An 18,136-nucleotide genomic window follows, 5' to 3' on the forward strand; every position below is an offset into this window, starting at 1 on the left:
GGATGCGCCGGGTCAGCCGGGACGCGGGTGGGTCGGCCCGGTGGGCTCTGGGGTCCGGAGTGTGGGGTGAGCAGGAGCGGTGTGGTCGGTGCGGCGAGCGCGCCGAGCACCTTACCGCTGCCGGCTCGGCACGCGGCCGACGGGTGAGGGAGCGGACAGCATGGCGGCAGCGGTGGCGGCGGCAAGGGGTGGCGGCAGTGCTGGGTGCCGGCGGGTGAGGGAGCGCGGGGCGTCGACGGGGTGCCCCGCGTCGTCAGCGGCGGGCGGCGCGGCGGTCGACGAGGTCGGCCCCGCTGATCAGGCCCGAGAGGCCCCGCCGGTCGACGAAGAGCACGATCGCGATAGCGGCGAGGACGAGGCCGCCCGAGGCGAGGCGCAGCAGCACGGGCAGGACGGGCACCCCGAGGCCCTCGAGCACGTCGCCGATCGGGGCCAGGGCCGCGTACAGGCCGGCCACGGACAGGGCGCGCGTCAGCCGCCGGCCCGCGCTGCCCCGTCGGCCGTCGAAGACCGGCACGATCCCCACCATCCGCTGCCCGGGCGAGGCGCCGCTGCCCATCAGCGCCGGCAGCATCACGCTCAGCAGCGCCCCGATGAGGATGGAGGCCAGCGGCAGCACCGCCGCATGGCCGGGCGGATTGGGCACCTCGCCCCCATCACTGGCCAGGGTCCAGACCACGACGTAGGTCAGCAGTCCGGCCGTCAGCAGCAGCCCGGGCAGGGCCGAGATCACCGCAGCGTCGATCGCCATCCCCAGCAGGCGGCGCAGCCGGGTCACGGGCCGCGGCGGCAGCGTCGCGAGCGCGGTGGGTTCGGGGATCCAGCCGGCCACCACCGGGGCGAGGAGTGCGCCGATCAGCGCTCCGGCGGTGTTGGTCAGCAGGTCATCGACGTCCGCCACGCGGTAGGCGCAGTCGAACAGGCCCCACAGCCCAGTGTACTGGGTGGTCTCGATCAGCAGCGAGGCGGCGACGCCGGTGAGGCTGGCGGTGAGGATGCCGCGGCCGGCCATCACGCGGATCAGCACGCCCAGGGGGATGAACAGGACGACGTTCAGGATGGGCTGGGCGATCGCCGCGATGGTGGTGGTCGAGCCCAGGCCGTACTGCCCGGCGAGCCGGCCGATGTCGCCGAGGGTCGCCAGCGGTATCGGCTGCAGCGAGGTCCCGCCGCCGCCCGCGCAGACCGAGGGGTCAGGAACCGGCAGCAGTGTGTATGCCACCAGGGCGACGGCGTAGATCGCGACGCCGGCGGCTCCGATGAGGCGGGCGGGGCTGAGGCGCCCGTAGGCGTAGTACTGGATGATCAGGATCGGCAGCAGGACCGCGAGGAAGCACAGTGTGCCGCCGAGCAGGCTGAAGGGGATCTGCCAGGCCCATGCGTCGATCATGGCTGAACCCTAAGGTCGCAGGGGGCTCCAGGGGGATGGGCCCATGGGTCTGCGTCGCTCCTACCGTGGGTGGAGCCGGTCCCGGGAGGGTCATCCGACGGTTCCTGTGCAGCGTCCAGCAACTGGCCATAGCGTGCTCCTGTGACCGAATTCGTGCGCCTGGCCCTGGTGGGCATCGCAGGCGGCGTGGGGGTGTTCGTCGCGATCCTGCTCCCCGCCGTGCTGCTGCAGCGACGACGCTTCGGCCGGGTGCGGCCGCTGCGGCTGGTCGGTGTGCTGGTTATCTGCGTGTACACGATGACGCTGGCGGGTCTGACGGTCGCTCCTGCCTACGAGGTGGCCAGCACCTGCCAGAACCGGGCGGGCGGCGAGCTGCGGCCCTACCCCTTCAACGCGGTGGGCGAGATCCTCGCGGTCCATGCCGAGGGCACCACCGGGCCGGGCCTGCTGTTGAGTTGGCCGGTGCTGCAGCTGGGCATGAACATCGTGCTGTTCGTGCCGCTGGGGGCGATCCTGCGCGGGGTGTTCCGGCTGGATACGACGACGTCGCTGGCCATCGGGGTGATGCTGTCGGTGCTCATCGAGGCCACGCAGTACACCGGGGCGTGGGGGCTGTATCCGTGCGGGGTGCGGATCGCGGACATCGACGACGTGCTGGCCAATTCCCTCGGTGCACTGCTGGGGGCGCTGATCGCCCCGGTGTTCACCCGGCTGGGAGTGCCGCTGTTCGTCCATGAGCGACCGCTGGACGATGATCGCGGCCGCGAGGGTGGACACGAGGGCGCCGCGGATGAGGACCCGTGGCCGTGACGGCGACCGGCGGGCCGCTCCCCTTGTAGCGCGGCTCGGTCACGCCCTCACGCGGTCACGCGGTCACGCGGTCACGCGGTCACGCGGTCACCGACAGGGTCGAGGAGCGGTCCGGCAGGCGCCGCACATGGATCTGCTCGGCGATCTGGGCCTTCATCTCGCTCACGTGGCTGACGATGCCGATGGTGCGACCGTGCTCGGCCAGGCGCCCGATCTCGGCGACCACCCGCTCCAGGGCTTCGGGGTCGAGGCTGCCGAAGCCCTCGTCGATGAACAGTGTCTCCATCTGCACTCCCCCGGCCTCGGCGGTGACGATGTCGGCCAGGCCGAGAGCGAGGGCGAGGGAGACGAAAAAGGTCTCGCCGCCGGAGAGGGTCTCGGGCAGCCGGTGCTGGTCGGTGCGGTGGTCGATGACCAGCAGATCCAGTCCGGTCTTCTTGGCGCCCCGGGCCCCGGTGTCGCGCAGCAGCTCCAGGGTGGAGTCGGAGAACTGGGCCAGGCGGGTGTTGGCCGCGGCGACGACCTCCTCGAAGCGGCGCATGAGCACGTAGGTCGACAGCTGGATACGGGTGCCGTCGGAGGAGCGCCCGGTGGCGAGGTCGGCGACGCGCACGATGGCCCCGGCGGTGCTGTCCAGACGTGCCAGGCGGTCCAGCGCCCCGTCCAGCGCGGTGCGGGCACCGGCGGTGCGTTCGGCGGAGGCGCGCAGCCTCGCGGCGTGGTCGCCGGCTTCCCGGGCGGCGGTGCGGGCAAGGGTGAGGGCTTCGGCTGCGGCCGTGACGGTCTGGTCCGCTGCGCCGGCCGCGTCTTCGCTCGCGTCGATCTCGGCGATGCCCTCCTCGGCCATGCCATCGGTGTATCGGGCCTGGTTCACGGTGCGGTCCGAGAGCAGCGTCGTCAGCTCTGCCCGCTCGCCCTCGGCCAGGACGGCGGCGCGCAGCTCGTCGTCCGTGGCGAAGGGAGTGTGCCCGGCGGCGGTAAGCTGCTCGGCGGCCTCGGCGCGGGCGACGGCTGCCTCCTCCTCGAGTTCGGCGAGGCGAGCGGCGGCCTGGTCCGCCGCGAGGTGCGCCTCGCGCAGTGCGGTCGCGGCTCTGGCTCTGGTCAGCTGGGCCGCGCGACGCTCGGTCACGCTCGCATGCTCGCCGCGGGCCTCGCGGGCCCGTTCGGTGTCCTTGGCCAGGGCGGTCTCGGCCTCGCGCAGGGAGGCGGCTCGCCCCTCCAGCTCGCGCTCCTGGGCGCTGCGGTGCTGGGTCAGCCGGGTGGTCTCGGCGTCGTGCGCCTCGAGCTCCTTCTCCAGGGTCTCGGCGCGCTTCTGAGCGGCCAGCGCCTTCTCGACGGCCTGCTGGGCGTCGGCGTCGGCGGTGCGGGCGTCCTCGAGGGTGAGCCCGCCGGCGTCGGCCAGGGCCTTGTCGCGCTGTGTGCGCACGGCGGTGAGCGATTCGGCGGCGCGGGAGGCGGCCTCGTCGGCGCGCCGGCGGTGCTCTTCGGCGGCCTCGATCTGCTCGGGGCCGACGTGGTCCTCGGCGGGTTCCGCGGGTGCGGGATGTTCCGTGGATCCGCAGACGGGGCAGGCCTCCTCGGGGGCGAGCTGCAGGGCGAGCTCGGAGGCGATGCCGGCGTGGCGGCGATCGCGCAGCGTCTTCTCCTCGTCGGCGGCCCGTCGCGCGGCCGCGAGCGCATCGGTGGCGGTCTTCTCCGCCGCGGTGACCTCCTTCGCGAGCCGGTCCGCGTCGCGGGCGGCGGCCAGGTGCGAGGCGGCGGTCACGCGGGCGGCGCGGGCATCGCCGAGTGCTTCCGCGGCGGCCTGGGCGGTGGTGCGCTCGGCGACGAGCTCCTGGCGGGCCTCAGGGCGGGCGGCGAGCTGCTCGGTCAGCGCCTGGATGCTCGTGGCCAGCTCGGCATCGGCCTGGCGGCGGGCCTCGATCTCCCTCGCGCGCTGGGGCAGGGCCTTCTCGAGGTCGACGAGGTCCCCCAGGGCCCCGGCGGCCGAGGTGGCGTCCTCGGCGGCGGCGGCCAGGGCCTCCAGCGGATCCTCACCGTCCAGCAGCTCGACGAGGTCCGGGTGGGACTCCCGGTGCGTCGCGGCGACGTCCTCCCGGGCAGCGCGCAGGTCGCTCAGCCGCTGGGCGGCCTGGCTCGCCCGCTGCAGCGCGACGGCGGCGGGCCGGGCGGCGTCGTCGCAGGTCAGTCGGCGCTGCGCCGCGCGGGCTGCCGGTTCCTCCTCGGCCAGGCGCGCTGCCAGGGTATCGAGCTCGCGGCGGCGGGTGATCCGTGCGCGGTGGGTGGCGGCGCGGTCGGCGTGCTCGCGGGCCGTGGTCTCGCGCCCAGTGGCGGCGGTGGCGGCCTCGGCGGCGACCTCGGCCCGGGCGGTGAGGGCCTTCTCGATGCTGGTAACGGCGACGCTCAGCTCGTCCCGGCGACCGCTCGCGGCGTGGTCGTCGAGCTCGCTGCGCTGTTCGTCCTCGAGGCCGGCGGCCTCGGCGAAGCGGGCGACGGCCTTGCTGACGTCGTTGCGGGCGGCGGTGACCTCCGTGGCGGCCTCGCGCCGCATCTGTTCGAGCTGCTTCTCGACGTTCTGGTAGATCTCGGTGCCGAACACGCGCTGCAGCACCGTCTGGCGCTCGCCCGTGCCGGCGCGCAGGAAGCGGGCGAACTCGTTCTGCGGCAGCAGCACGGTCTGGGTGAACTGCTCGCGGGAGAGGCCGACGGCACGGGTGATCTCCCCGCCGATCTCGTCGAGCCGGGTCGAGATCGGCGTGACGCCGGCCCCGTCCCCGGCGCGGTCGGCGAGGGCGGCGGGGATCAGCTCGGGCGAGCTGAGCCGCCACAGGATGGCCCGGGCGTTCTCCTTGGTGGTCCCGGTGCCGCGGCGCTTGGCGCGGGCGTACTGCGGCTGGCGGCGCACCCGGTAGATCCCGTGGCCGGTCTCGAAGACGAGGTCGACGGCGCTGGGGGCGGTGGGGTCGGCGAACTGGGAGCGGATCCGTTCGCCGCTGGCTTCGCTGCCGGCCACGGTGCCGTAGAGGGCGAACACGATCGCGTCGAGGATCGTGGACTTGCCCGATCCCGTCGGCCCCTCCAACAGGAACATGCCGCTGGTCGAGAGGGAGGCGAGGTCGATGTCGACGGTGTCGCGGAAGGGGCCGATGCCGGTCAGGCGCAGGTGGTGGAGCTTCATGAGGCCTCCGACCGCTGAGTGCGCACGCTCTGGTAGGCCTGCTCGAGCACGTCACGTTCCGCGTCGGTCGCCTCCGTCCCGGTGACGTACTCCAGGAACTGGCCCATGACCTCCATCGGATCCTGTTCACGGCGCACCACGGGAGTGAGGTCGCTGTCCTCGCGCCCCTGGGGACGATGCTCGGTATGGCGCAGATGCGGGTACGCGCCGCGCAGGCGTTCGAGCAGGTGGGGCGGCCGATGCGGGTCGGTGATCACCGCCTTGACCCAGTCCTCGCCGTGGGTCTCGGCCTGGGCGAGGACCTCCTCGAGGGTGCCCTTCAGCTCGCTCAGGCGCCGCGGCACCGGGGTGGCGATGCGCTGGACGGACACCTCCCCGGGGGCGTCGAGCTCGACCAGCAGCACGGACTTGCGATGGTCCTTCTCGGAGAAGGAGAAGGCCAGCGGTGACCCGCAGTACCAGGCCGTGGTGCCTGCCTGGGCGGAGAGATCCTGGCAGCCGTGGAGGTGACCGAGGGCCACGTAGTCGACGCCGCGCAGCGCATCGGCCGGCACCGAGTCGACGCCGCCGACGCTGAGGTCCCGCTCGGAGTCGCTGCCGGAGCCGCCGGCGACGAAGGTGTGCGCCAGGACCACCGATCGTGCCCTCGGTCCCGGCCCGGCGGCTTCCGCGTGCTGGGCGATCCGGGTGGCGATGCGCTCCATCGCGGCGCGAGTGACAGCTTCGTGGCTGCGGCCGAGCGGCTGGGTCTCGTCGGCCGCGAGGGCGAAGCGCGCGATGTCGGGCTCGAGGTAGGGCAGAGCGAAGAACAGCACCTCACCGTGGGCATCGGGCACCACGACGGGATGCTCGAGCGCGGTGCGGGCATCGGCGAGGATGTGCACCCCGTCGCGCATCAGGGCCGAGCCGAAGCCGAGACGCTTCGCGGAATCGTGGTTGCCGGGCGTGAGGATCACGGTGGCGACGTCGGCCAGGCGCCGCAGAGTCCGCCCCAGCAGTTCCACGGACCGCACCGGAGGCACCGCGCGGTCGTACACGTCACCCGGGATGACGACCACGTCGACCTCGCGCTCGGTCACCAGGTCGACCAGCCAGTCGTGGAAGTCGGCCTGGTGATCGTGCAGATCGGCCTCATGGAGGGTGCGCCCCAGGTGCCAGTCCGAGGTGTGCAGGATTCTCATGGCTCCGACTCTAAGGACCGCCGCCGACAACCCGGGCGCGCCGCGCGGCGCTGTGGACGGACGGCACTGGGGAGGAACACCCCGTGACGTCGGCCGCCGGGCGGCGTAGCGTGCCGTCATGGCCCACGAAGCGAACGCCACCGACGCCGCCCCGACCACAGAGATCACCGCCGACGTCGTCGTGCTCGGCGGCGGCCCCGTCGGTGAGAACGCCGCCCAGTACGCCACCGAGGGCACGGACCTCAGCGCCGTGATCATCGAGGGTGAACTGCTGGGCGGCGAATGCTCGTACTACGCCTGCATCCCCTCGAAAGCTCTGCTGCGGCCGACATCCGTGGCCGGCGCCGCCGCTCATCTCGACGGGGTCGGCGATCCCGAGATCGACCGCGACGCCCTGCTGGCACGACGCGATACGTGGGTCTCGAACTACGACGACTCCGGCCAGGTGCAGTGGGCCGAGGGTGCCGGGATCCAGGTGGTGCGCGGGCACGGCCGGCTCGTCGGCGAGCGCGAGGTGCTCGTCGAGCCCGCCGACGGCCAGGACGGCAGCGGGCCGACACTCGTCCACGCCGAGCGGGCAGTCGTGCTCGCCACCGGCTCGGAGGCGAGGATCCCCGAACCGCTGCAGGCACTGGCCCCGTGGACCTCGCGCGACGTCACCGGGGTGAGGGAGGTTCCCGGCCAGCTGCTGATCGTCGGCGGCGGCGTGGTGGCCGTGGAGGCCGCGACGTGGATGGCCGCGCTGGGCAGCGAGGTGACGATGCTGGTGCGCGGAGATGGACTGCTCAGCGGCTACGAGCCCTTCGCCGGCGAGCACGTGCTGGAGGCCCTGGGGAACCTGGGTGTCACCGTGGAGCTGAGCACGTCCGTGGTCTCCGGCGAGCGCGCCGATGCACGGCGGACCGGGCTGGGCCGGCTGCACGGCGGCGCGGTGACCCTGCAGGTCGAGGATGCCGACGGGCGGCGCGACGTCACCGGGGACGAGGTGCTGGCCGCGACCGGCCGCAGTCCCCGGCTGAGCAGCGTCGGACTCGATGCGATCGGGCTCACGGCCGACGACGTCACCTCCGCCGCGAAGCCCACGTCTGACAATGCCGCCGAGACAGCGCTGCCGGACTGGCTGCATGCCGTCGGAGATGCCAGCGGGCAGGCGCCGCTGACGCACTGGGGCAAGTACCGCGCCCGCGTGATCGGCCAGCGCATTCGCGCCGGGGCCACCGGTGAAGCTCTCGAGCCCATCCCGGATCACGTGCCCGTTCCCCAGGTCGTGTTCACCGAGCCCCAGGTCACCTCGGCCGGCCTCACCGAAGCGCAGGCCCGGGAGCAGAGGATCGACGTGGTCACCGCGCAGGTCCCCTTCGGCGGAGCGGCGGGCTCCGCTCTGCTGCGGGACGATGTCACCGGCACCGCACAGCTGGTGGTCGATGCGAGCACGAGACAGCTGGTCGGCGCGACGTTCGTCGGCCCCGACGCCTCGGAGATGATCCACGCTGCCACCATCGCGATCGTCGGGAAGGTGCCGGTGCACGTGCTGCGGCACGCGGTGCCGAGCTTCCCCACGGCCTCGGAGCTGTGGCTGCAGCTGCTGGAAGAGCTGCCGCGGGAGATGCGGGCCGGCTGAGATTCGGACTCGGGCGCGGCTGGTGCCGCGTGGCTCCTTCCTTGGGAGGAGATGACAGATCGCACTGGCCCCGGGGCGAGGCGTCCGCTGGAATGGAGGCGACGACGCCTCGCAGCGACGACTCGCGGCCTCGCGCCGCCCCGGGGAGGATCATGTTCAGGAGATTGCAGCGCTCGCTCCGTCAGCGTCGGGCGAAGCCCGGCGACGGCAGGGCGCTCACGACGCTGCGCTGGTGGCAGCTGCTGACCCGCACCCAGTTCTTCCTGGATCCGGACGACGGGGCAGGACGCACCTCGCAGTACGCCGTCGACGTGCGGTACCTCGCCGCCGAGCTCGAGGGCGGCAAGATCGCCGAGGGCGCGCGGCACGCCCCGGTCGAGCTCTATCGTGACGGCCGACAGATCCAGATCGCGAACCCGCCGGTCGCGTTCGACGTCCCCGGCGGCGTAATCGAGGTGGCCACCAGCATGTACGGCCTGACCCGGATGCACCACGTGCCGGAGGACGGCACCCAGTCGCAGCCCCTGCGCTCGCACCCTCGCTCGATGGAGGGCCTGCGCGCACGCCTCGACCGGCGCCATCCGCGGGCCAGCGCCGCGATCGGGATGGTCGCGATCGTGATCCTGCTGATCGGCCTCGTGACGATGGTCCCGCAGCTGGCGGAGCTGGTCACGAGCGTGGACGTGGTCGCAGAGCGGATCGGCACCTTCACCTCCCCGATCAGCCTGCCCGCGTGGGCGAACACCACACTGCTCGTCGCGGGCGCTCTCGCGGCGACCGAACGCGCCCTGACCCTGCGCCACCACTGGCTGATCGACGCCGACACCACCTGGACCGCCTGGACCTGAGCCCGGCGGGATGGTGCTCCGCCCGAGCCCGCGCCGGTGCCGGCGCGGGCGCCGATGCGGGTGCGAATGCGGGTGCGAGTGCGAAGGCGGGCGAGCTCAGCGCCGCAGGGCCAGCACGGCGCCGCGATACGCCACGCCGACCAGCACGAGCCCCACGCCGGCCACGATCGTCCGCCCCGGCAGCGCCGCCACCAGCGCGAGGCAGCCGATCAGGCCCAGCACCTGCAGGGCCCTGGGGAACAGGCGCCACTGGCCGCGCTGGGTGAAGGCGGCGAGGTTCGCGACCCCGTAGTACAGCAGCACCCCGAACGACGAGGCGGCCACTGCCACCAGCACGTCGCCGGCCAGCAGCACCAGCAGCACGATGGCGATCGCGGCGGTGATCTCGGCGCGCTGCGGCACCGAGAAGCGCTGGTTCACCTGTGCCAGCGGGCGGGGCAGGTCGCTCTCGCGCGCCATCGCGAGCATGGTGCGGGAGATCCCCGCGACCAGGGCGAGCAGCGCCCCACCGGCCGCGGCGACGGCACCCACGGTGACGATGAGGTGCCAGCCGGCGCCGGCTCCGACCCCGTCGAGGGCGGTGCGGAACGGTGCCGGCCCCCATCCCTGGTCGCCGGGGGCGGGGTCCACGGCGACCAGCACGATCGACATCGCCACGTACAGCACGAACACCGCTGCGAGCGCCAGCAGGATCGCGCGCGGGATGGTGCGGCGCGGGGAGATCACCTCTTCGCCGAGGGTTGCGATGCGCGCGTATCCGGCGAAGGCGAAGAACATGATCGCCGCGGCCTGTGCGACCACGAGTGCGAGGCCGAGGGGCCCTCCGGTGGCGGCGCCGAGCACCGCGGCGAGGCCGCCGTCCCACAGTCCTGCGTCGGCCCCGGCGAGCGGGCCGGGGGCTCCGGCGGCGAAGCCCTGGGCCCCGTCGGACGTGCTGTCCGCTCCCCCACCGAGCCCGACGAGCAGGCGTGCCGCGGTGAGCACCAGTGCTGTCACCGCGATCGTGACGAGCACTCGGGCGAGCGCCGCGGTGCGGGTGATGCCGACCAGGTTCACGCCGGTCAGCACCACGACGACTGCGGCGGCGACCGGGCGCTGGGCCGGTTCGGGCACCAGATAGGCGGCGATCACCAGGGCCATCGCCGCGCAGGAGGCGGTCTTGCCGATGACGAAGCACCAGCCGGCGAGGAAGCCCCACCAGGGCCCCAGCTGCTTGCCCCCGAAGTGGTACACACCGCCGGAGGCCGGGTGCTGAGCGGCCAGCTGCGCGGTGGAGGTGGCGTTGCACAGGGCGACCACGGCGGCGACCAGCACCGCCAGCGGTGCCAGCACCCCGGCGAGGTCCTGGGCGGCGCCGAGGGAGACGAAGGCGCCGGCCCCGATCATCGCGGCCAGGCCGATGATGACCGCGTCGGTCAGCCGCAGCCGGCGGGCCAGGGCATCCGGGCCGGGCGGCGCCGGGCTCGTCATGAGATGAGCCCGGCGCCGTCGGCCGGAGCAGGTGGCACGTCAGTCGTCCTTGCCGTGGCCCTTGGCCTTGCCGTTGGCCTTGCCCTTGTCATGACCGTGGGCGTTGCCGTTGCCATGGCCGTTGCCGTGGCCCTTGTCGTGGCCCTTGCCGTGACCCTTGCCGTGGCCCTTGCCCTTGCCGGGGTGACCGGAACCCTCGTCGTCATCCTGGTCATCCTCGTCGTCCCCACCGCCTGCGGGGAACCCGGCATCCAGGCCGGCGATGATCGGGTCGTGGTCGGAGGAGCCGAACACGCCGTCCTCGTACAGGTCGACGGTGTTGTTGTGGTACCGCGAGTACTGGGTCATCACGGACTCGGCACCGTTGATCTGCCAGTGGGTGCCACCGGTGAGGCGCTCGGCGGCGGCGGGATTGGCCAGGACGTGGTCGAGCGAGCCGACCATGCCGTCGTAGCTGTAGGACCAGCCCTCGGGATCGTAGGTCTCGCCGAGGTCGATGTAGCCCTGGTCGTAGAACGTCTGCAGCGGCTCCTCCTGCGTGTACGCGTTGAAGTCGCCGCCGTGGAAGACGTCCTCGACGCCGAGCTCCGCGGCCGTCTCCTCGCTCCAGCTCAGCAGCGCCTCGGCCTGCTGCAGGCGGGAGGTGCGGGCGTTGCCCTGGACCGGGTCCTCCTCCAGCTCGGCATCCTCGGCGTCCTGGGAACCCTTGGACTTGAAGTGGTTGACGGTGAAGAAGAACGGCTCACCCTCGACCTGCTCCTCGCCGGAGCCCTGGACGGGCACGAACACCTGCCCGATCGGCTCGCGGGCGTTGTCGAATGCCTCGTCGCCGGCGAGGATCTGCGCCTGGCCCTGCGGGGCCACGGCGGCGGTGCGGTAGATGATCGCGTTGGTGATGACGTCGCTGCCGCCGTCCAGGCCCTGCTCGGCGTAGGCCTCACCGGTGCGGACGTAGTCCCAGGTGCCCTCGCCGTCGCGCTCGTTCAGCGCGGCGACCAGGGTGGCGGTGGCCTCGTCGGGCTCCTCGCCCAGGCGGGCGGAGTTCTCGATCTCCATCAGGCCCACCACCTCGGCCTCGGTGCCCGAGATCGCCTCGACGATCTTGGACTGCTGGCGCTCGAGGTCGTCGGCTCCCCACGCCCCGCGCAGGTCGCAGCCGCCGCGCACGTTGGTGCCCTCGCCGTGGAGGTTGGTGTAGGGCTCGCAGCCAGGCGTGTCCTCACCGAGGGTGGTGAAGTAGTTCAGCACGTTGAACGTGGCCAGCTGCAGGTCCCCGCCGACCTCGTCGGGCGTGGCGCTGCGGGTGTTCTCGAAGTCGACCCCGTCGGTCTCGGCCGATTCCCACGGGGTGGTGGTGTTCAGCCGCCACTGGTCGAAGGAGTAGGCCACGACGGTGGGCTCGGTGAACTCGACGGACGCGCCGACTCGCACGGGCTCCTCGGTGGTCAGCCAGCTCATCGGCTGTTCGGGGTTGCTGCTGAAGTTGGTCGACTTCCCGTCGTCCAGCAGCACCAGGTTCTGGGCCTGCTGCTCGAAGTAGGCGGTGGCCTCCTCGCCCGGCTCCATGATGTCGCCGGCCTGCTTCAGCGGCTCGTCGCCGATGGCCAGGCCCACCTCGCCGTACTGGTTGGTGCCGTAGACGTCGGTGACGGTGAAGTCGCCCTCGCCCGGCAGGTAGAGCATGTGCTCGATGCTCTCGCGCTCGGTCTCCTCGGTCGGGAAGCCGCCCTCGATCGTGAGGGGCTCGACCTCGCCGAGGGGTTCGGGCAGCTGCTCGAGCCCGTCGGCGCCGACGGTGACCTGCGTGGCGTCGTAGTACTCGGAGACCTCGCCGGTCACGCGCACGGAGTCGCCGATGGCGACGTCGCCGACGGTGTCGGGCGAGTAGACGAACACGGCGGTGGAGCCGGTGTGCGTGGAGAAGTCCAGCGCCCCGCCGGTGCCGGGGGTCTGGATGACGTAGCCGTCCAGGCCGCCGGTGGCGTAGACCGCGGTCACGACGCCCTCGGTGACGACAGTTTCGCCCTCCAGGGGGCTGGCCTCGCCCGTCCCCTGGATCTCGGCGATGCTCGCCTCGGTGGGATCGGCGGGCTCCTCGGGCTCACCGGGCTCTTCGGGCTCGTCGGGGTCCGTCTCCTCCGCGCCCGAGGGGGTCGGGGTGGGGGCGCCCTCGACGAAGTCGGTGGAGTTCTCGCCGGTGGCCTCGACGCGGGAGACGGAGGTGGCGTTGTCGGTGCCGGAAGCGGGGGCGTCCCCGGAGAAGGTCTCCGCCGCGCCCCAGCCGACGAGGTCGACGACGGCCGGGTCCTCGGCGCAGGTGGTCCCGTGGCACTCGAGGTTGCCCTCGGCGTCGGACAGGGCGAACACGCCGCCGCTGCCGGAGGCGTTGATGCCGCCGGTGAGGTCGGCCGCGGGCAGGGGCTCGCCGTTGCCGTTGCCGGAGGCGAGCTCGATGAGGAAGGGGCCGCCGGCGGGGACGGTGCCGCTGAGGGAGACGGTGTTGTTGAAGGTGCCGGTCTTCGAGGCGTACTGGAGGGACCAGCCGTCGAGACTGATGTCGGCCTCGGAGGTGTTGCGCAGTTCGACGAAGTCGCTCTGGAAGCTGGCACCGGAGTTGCCCCCGCCGCCGTAGGCCTCGCTGATCTGGAGGTCGCCGGGGGTGACCACGGCGGCCTGGGCGGTGGGCGCGATGCCGGGCAGGGCCGACATCCCGAGGGTGAGGGCGGCTGCGGCGATGCCGACGCGCGTCAGGCGCGGGCGCAGGCCGTCGCCGTGCGGACGAATGCTCATGGCGGGGTTCTCCTGAAGAGGCGGGATGCGTGGTGGGGTGCGGTGCACTGGGGGTGCGGTGCATCGGGGGTGCGGGTGCTCTGATGGTGCGGCGAGCTGGCGGAGCGGGCGTGCTGCTCGACCCGCACACAGCGGCGGGCCGGGGAGCGGATCACTCCCCGGCCCGCCGTGCGGGGTCAGTCCGCTTCGGACAGGTAGGTGATGCCCTGCTCCGTGTTCATGCGGTACAGGAACGCGGCGGTGGCGTCACGGTTGGTCGGGTTCAGCGGACGGTAGGTGCCGTCCGGCCAGCCCGTCGTGATGCCTTCGGACTCCATCCACGCGATCTCCTTGGCGTACATGGTGCTGGCCGGCACGTCGCTGAAGACGGGCGAGGTCGGGGCCTCCACGTCGGGCGAGCCCGCGTAGCGGTAGACGAACGCGGCCATCGCGTCGCGGGCGATCGGCTGGGTCGGGCGGAAGGTGCGATCCGACCAGCCGGTGGTGATGCCCTGCTGGTAGGCCCACATGATCGCGTCGTAGTGCTCGTCGCCCTTCTCGACGTCGGTGAACGGCTCGCTGCGCGGGTGGTTCACCTCCGGCGATCCGGCCATGCGGTACAGGAACGCCGCCATCGCGTCGCGGTTGACGGGCTCCAGCGGGCGGAAGGTGCCGTCGTCCCATCCGGTGGAGTAGCCCTCGTTCGCCATCCACATGATCTCGTCGTAGAACATGTTCGACGGGGGCACGTCGCTGAACTCGAGGGTCCCGCAGTCCTCGCCGCCGACGGCGGTGACCTCGTAGGTGACGGCGGTGCCGGTGTCGGGCTGGGCGGTGACGGTCAGCGGCACCGACTCGCCCTCGGGCACGCAGAAGTCCTCGCCCAGGGCGACCTCGGCGGTGTAGCGGCCGCTGTCCGAATCCAGCTCGTACGGGGCCTCGAACGTGCCGAGCTCGCCGGCGTCGACGGAGACCGTCGTGATCTGCGGGGCGCCGAGGCTCTCGGACTCCAGGCCGCGCAGGCGCAGGGTGGGCTGCTCGCCCTCGAGGATGTGGGCCTCGACCTGTCGCTGCGAGTAGTCGGGCTCGAGGTTCTCGTGGGCTCCGAGGTACTCGACGAAGGCCTCGCGGTCCAGCACGCCGGTGTCGCTGACGTTCTGCGCCTGAGCCAGGGTGTGCATGTTGTCGCCGCCCTCGAACAGGAAGCTCGCGGTGACGATCGTGTAGGTCGCCTCGGGGTCGATGGGCTCACCGTTGATTCGCACCTCGACGATGCGGTCGTCCATCTCCCGCTCGGTGTCGAAGACGTACTCGACGTTGTTCGAGACGCTGAAGGCGTAGAACTCGCTGGTGGGCTCGCCGCCGGCGTTGCGCTGCCACTGCTCCTCGAGCATCTGCACGAACTGCGCACCGGTGACCTCACCGGAGTTCAGGGTGTTGCCGAAGGGGACCATGTTGTTGGCCTCGGCGTAGGTGACCACGCCGTCGCCCTCGTTCCCGGCCGCCTCGTGGAACAGCTCGGCGCGGATGCCGCCGGGGTTCATCCAGCCGATGACCTCGTGCTCGTCCGTGGTGCCGCGCTCCTCGAGGTACCACTTCATGGAGTCGGCCAGCATGTTGCCGGCGGCCGAATGGCGGGAGCGGTTGTCGCCCTTGGTGGTGGCCTGGTCGGTGACCGGGTCGCTGGGCTTGCGGACGCCGTCGACGTACTCGGCCTTGTCCCCGGCCCACGAGGTGGTGATGTCGTCCTCGATGGTGCCGACGGGCTCGGCGCCGACCTCGGCGGCGTCCTCGATGGCGTCGGCGGCGACCGTGGAGGCGGCCTGGTAGGCGGGATCGTCGGCGCAGGCCTCGAGATCGGCGTCCTCGGTGGCGATCAGCTCGGGCTCGCCGGTGACGTCCCAGTCGCCGTCCTCGCCCAGCTGCAGGCTCGTCGAGCCCAGGAACTCACCGCTGGCTCCGGCCTGGATGACGGGACGCATCTCGCCGTCCTGGCCGGGCACCGGCGCGGTGTAGGCGTAGGTCTGGTGGGAGTCGCCGTTGAAGATGGCGTCGACCTCGGGGGAGGTCTCCTCGACGATCTTGTCGAAGATCGGGTCGCTGTTCTCCGGGGCCTGGCCGGCCTCGCCGTTGCCGCTGGCGCCCTCGTGGTACGAGGCGACGACGACGTCGTAGTCCTCGCCGGATGCCTCGAGGTCGGCGACGGCGTCGTTGACGGAGTCGACCGGGTCGCGGAACTCGAGGCCCTCGATGGCGGCGGGGCTGACCTTGCCGGTCGTCTTGGTGGTGACCGCGCCGATCACGGCGACCTTCACGTCGCCGGCCTCGACCACGGCCCAGGCGTCGTGCAGGAGGGTGCCGTCGGACTGGTAGACGTTCGCGGCGAGGTCGGGGAAGTCGGTGCGCGGGGCGATGCGGCCGGTGAGGTCCTCGTAGCCCTGGTCGTACTCGTGGTTGCCGATCGCCGCGGCGTCGACGCCGAGAGCGTTGAGGAAGTCGATCGTGGGCTCGTCGTTCTGCACGGCCGATTCGAAGGCCGAGCCGCCGACGTTGTCCCCGGCGGACAGCAGCGCCGTGTTGCCGCTCTCGCTGGCCGCGCGGGTGTTGGCGACGGTGCAGGCGAAGGCGTCCCCGGCCGGGAGGGCGCCGTGGAAGTCGTTTAAGGTGAGCAGGTCGACCTGGTCGCCGGGATCGGCGGCTGCGGCGCCGAGGGGCACCACGGCCGACGCGAACGCGATCGCGACGGTGCCCAGGCCCACGGACGCGCCGCGCGCGATGCGGCGTGCGGAGGAATCGAACATGAATGGCTCCTGAAGGAGAAGTGGAAGAACGCGGAACGCTGCGGTCCATCTCACCGCACCGGAGCCGAGACACGCCCATCCGTTCCCCGTCCGGGCCGCGACATGTCATCCGATGTTCATCTACCGTCCCGATCCGGCTGTGCGCTGTGATGGGACCGTAATGTCAGCTTTGCCGCCGCTTGACAGTGCCGCCCGCAGCGGACCGGCCCCGAACGTGCTGCCTCGTCGCCGGCGACCGTTTTCCCGTGTGGTGCCCGACCGACTGTCCCGGCCTGCGGTGACGGCACGCCGCCGGAGTGGGTAGCATCGGTGGGGACTTCGGACGAGCCGGTCCCTGCGAACCCTTCTCAGGCTCCGGGCCCGGCATGACCTCGGGCTCGCCTCCCGAGTCGCACGCCGGCCCGCCCGCAGCCCGCCCGCTCCTCTGCCTCTCCCCGTTCCAGATGCAGGCGCGGTTCCCGGCTCGCACGAGCGGTGGCCGGGTGGCCGTCCTCGTCGCCCTAGGAGTCCTGACCATGGTCATGCCGTTCCTCAGCCGTCGTCCCACCGTTCCCGCGAAGGATGGCCACAGCTGGCCGCACGTGATCATCCTGGGTGGTGGATTCGCCGGGGCACACGCCGTCAGGGCGCTGCGGGACGCCCGCGTGCGCGTCACCCTGATCGACCGGAACGTGTACAAGACCTTCCAGCCGCTGCTGTACCAGGTGGCCACCGCCGGCCTGAACCCGGGCGACGTGACCATGTTCCTGCGCGGGCTCTCGCTGAAGGTGCCCAACATGCGCTACCGCCAGGGCCATGTCACGGGCGTGGACCCCGAGCACAGGACCGTCACCATCGACGAGGGCCAGCAGGGCACCCATGAGCTCGAGTACGACTACCTGATCGTCGCCAACGGCGCCACGACCACGTTCTTCGGGACCCCGGGCGCCGAAGAGCACGCCATGCCGATGTACACCCGCTCGCAGGCGATAGCGATCCGCGACCGGGTCTTCTCGGAGCTGGAGCGCTCGAGCCGCGAGGCGGAGGCCGGCGTGGACCGGCTGCACGTGTGCGTGGTCGGCGGCGGGCCGACGGGCGTGGAGATCGCCGGCGCGCTGGCGGACTTCCGCATGCAGGAGCTGGACATCCTCTACCCCGAGATGGACCCGGGCACGCTGCAGATCACCGTGCTGAACCGCGGTGAGGACCTCATCAAGGAGTTCCGTCCCGAGTTCCGCGAGTACGCGGCCGAGGAGCTGCGCGAGCGCGGGGTCACGCTGCAGCTGGGCAAGGGCGTGCAGTCGGTGGGCTATGACCACGTGGTCCTCGACGACGACACCATCCTCGAATCGGACATCACCATCTGGGCCGCGGGCGTCACCGTGCCGGAGATCGTCTCGGAGTGGGGGCTGCCGCAGGACAAGCGCGGCCGCATCCAGGTCGACGACTACCTGCAGGTCAAGGGCCTGCCGGGGGTCTACGCGGCCGGTGACATCGCCGCCCAGGACGATCCGCTCCCCCAGCTCGCCCAGCCCGCCGTGCAGATGGGCGAGGCCGCGGCCGCCGCGATCGCCGCGGAGGTCGCCGGCAAGCCGCGCAAGAAGTTCGAGTACACCGATCTGGGCACCATGGCCACCATCGGCCGTCACGCCGCGATCGCGGAGATCCCGCACATGCCGGGCCTGACGGGATCGGTCGGCTGGGCGGCGTGGCTGGGCGTGCACGTGGCCAAGATGATCGGCCACCGCAACCGGCGCGCGGTCGCGATGAACCTGCTGACGCTGTACGGCGGCACCCGCGCGACCCACCAGCCCAACCCCGTCGTCGGCGAGGTCGATTCGGTGCGCGCGGCCCGGATCTTCGAGGAGCAGGCCAAGCACCGCAAGTTCGGCCGCGATGCCCAGGGCGCCTCCGAGTCCGACCGGATCGCCGCCGCGCAGGAAGGCGAGCACGGCGCACGCGACGTCTCTGACCCCGTCAAGGACTGATATGTAGGTCCTTCTGTCAAGTGTGCAGGGTGAAGCGGGGGCATCCACTGGCCGGTGGGTGCCCCCGCTTCGGCGTTCACGGGGTGCTTCTCGGGGTTCGC

The 18,136-nt window shown here is 72.2% G+C and carries 10 protein-coding genes; 4 read left to right on the forward strand and 6 right to left on the reverse strand.

All coding sequences use genetic code 11. The features are described from left to right. Positions 1 to 253: 253 nt before the first annotated feature. Positions 254 to 1,390: a VanZ family protein gene (locus ACFQRJ_RS07800; RefSeq protein ID WP_377018416.1), complete on the reverse strand. Its 1,137-nt coding sequence runs from the start codon at positions 1,388 to 1,390 to the stop codon at positions 254 to 256. Between the two features lie 141 nt (positions 1,391 to 1,531). On the opposite strand from ACFQRJ_RS07800, the gene ACFQRJ_RS07805 reads away from it, so the two are divergent. Further along, positions 1,532 to 2,200, forward strand: coding sequence for a VanZ family protein (locus ACFQRJ_RS07805; RefSeq protein WP_377018417.1), 669 nt, complete (start codon positions 1,532 to 1,534; stop codon positions 2,198 to 2,200). 79 nt (positions 2,201 to 2,279) lie between these two features. Here ACFQRJ_RS07805 and ACFQRJ_RS07810 read toward each other — a convergent pair whose 3' ends face one another. Next, entirely contained in the window at positions 2,280 to 5,378 is a 3,099-nt protein-coding gene (locus ACFQRJ_RS07810) for an AAA family ATPase (RefSeq protein WP_377018418.1), read from the reverse strand. Further along, positions 5,375 to 6,559, reverse strand: a complete 1,185-nt coding sequence (locus ACFQRJ_RS07815; protein ID WP_377018419.1) for an exonuclease SbcCD subunit D — start codon at positions 6,557 to 6,559, stop codon at positions 5,375 to 5,377. Before ACFQRJ_RS07815 ends, ACFQRJ_RS07810 begins: the two co-directional genes overlap by 4 nt. 118 nt (positions 6,560 to 6,677) lie before the next feature. Here ACFQRJ_RS07815 and ACFQRJ_RS07820 point away from each other — a divergent pair, with 118 nt between their 5' ends. Next, positions 6,678 to 8,180, forward strand: coding sequence for a dihydrolipoyl dehydrogenase family protein (locus ACFQRJ_RS07820; protein ID WP_377018420.1), 1,503 nt, complete (start codon positions 6,678 to 6,680; stop codon positions 8,178 to 8,180). Between the two features lie 152 nt (positions 8,181 to 8,332). Further along, complete coding sequence (locus tag ACFQRJ_RS07825; RefSeq protein ID WP_377018421.1) at positions 8,333 to 9,028, forward strand: hypothetical protein; 696 nt, start codon at positions 8,333 to 8,335, stop codon at positions 9,026 to 9,028. A gap of 96 nt (positions 9,029 to 9,124) precedes the next feature. Here the strand turns inward: ACFQRJ_RS07825 and ACFQRJ_RS07830 are convergent, their stop codons facing one another. The 3 genes from ACFQRJ_RS07830 to ACFQRJ_RS07840 all read right to left on the reverse strand — a co-directional run bounded on the left by ACFQRJ_RS07830 (position 9,125) and on the right by ACFQRJ_RS07840 (position 16,068). Continuing rightward, complete coding sequence (locus ACFQRJ_RS07830) at positions 9,125 to 10,498, reverse strand: APC family permease (protein WP_377018422.1); 1,374 nt, start codon at positions 10,496 to 10,498, stop codon at positions 9,125 to 9,127. Between the two features lie 39 nt (positions 10,499 to 10,537). Continuing rightward, positions 10,538 to 13,288: an ExeM/NucH family extracellular endonuclease gene (locus ACFQRJ_RS07835; protein WP_377018423.1), complete on the reverse strand. Its 2,751-nt coding sequence runs from the start codon at positions 13,286 to 13,288 to the stop codon at positions 10,538 to 10,540. Positions 13,289 to 13,464: 176 nt separating this feature from the next. After that, positions 13,465 to 16,068 carry a 5'-nucleotidase C-terminal domain-containing protein gene (locus tag ACFQRJ_RS07840; protein WP_377018424.1) on the reverse strand — a complete coding sequence of 868 codons (2,604 nt, stop codon included), beginning with the start codon at positions 16,066 to 16,068 and terminating at the stop codon, positions 13,465 to 13,467. A gap of 515 nt (positions 16,069 to 16,583) precedes the next feature. Between ACFQRJ_RS07840 and ACFQRJ_RS07845 the strand changes: the two genes are divergently transcribed. Continuing rightward, on the forward strand, positions 16,584 to 18,035 hold the full coding sequence (locus ACFQRJ_RS07845; protein WP_377018425.1) for an NAD(P)/FAD-dependent oxidoreductase: 1,452 nt from the start codon (positions 16,584 to 16,586) through the stop codon (positions 18,033 to 18,035). Positions 18,036 to 18,136: the final 101 nt, after the last annotated feature.

This window comes from Brachybacterium sp. GCM10030252 (assembly GCF_042666535.1).
Classification (GTDB): Bacteria; Actinomycetota; Actinomycetes; order Actinomycetales; family Dermabacteraceae; genus Brachybacterium.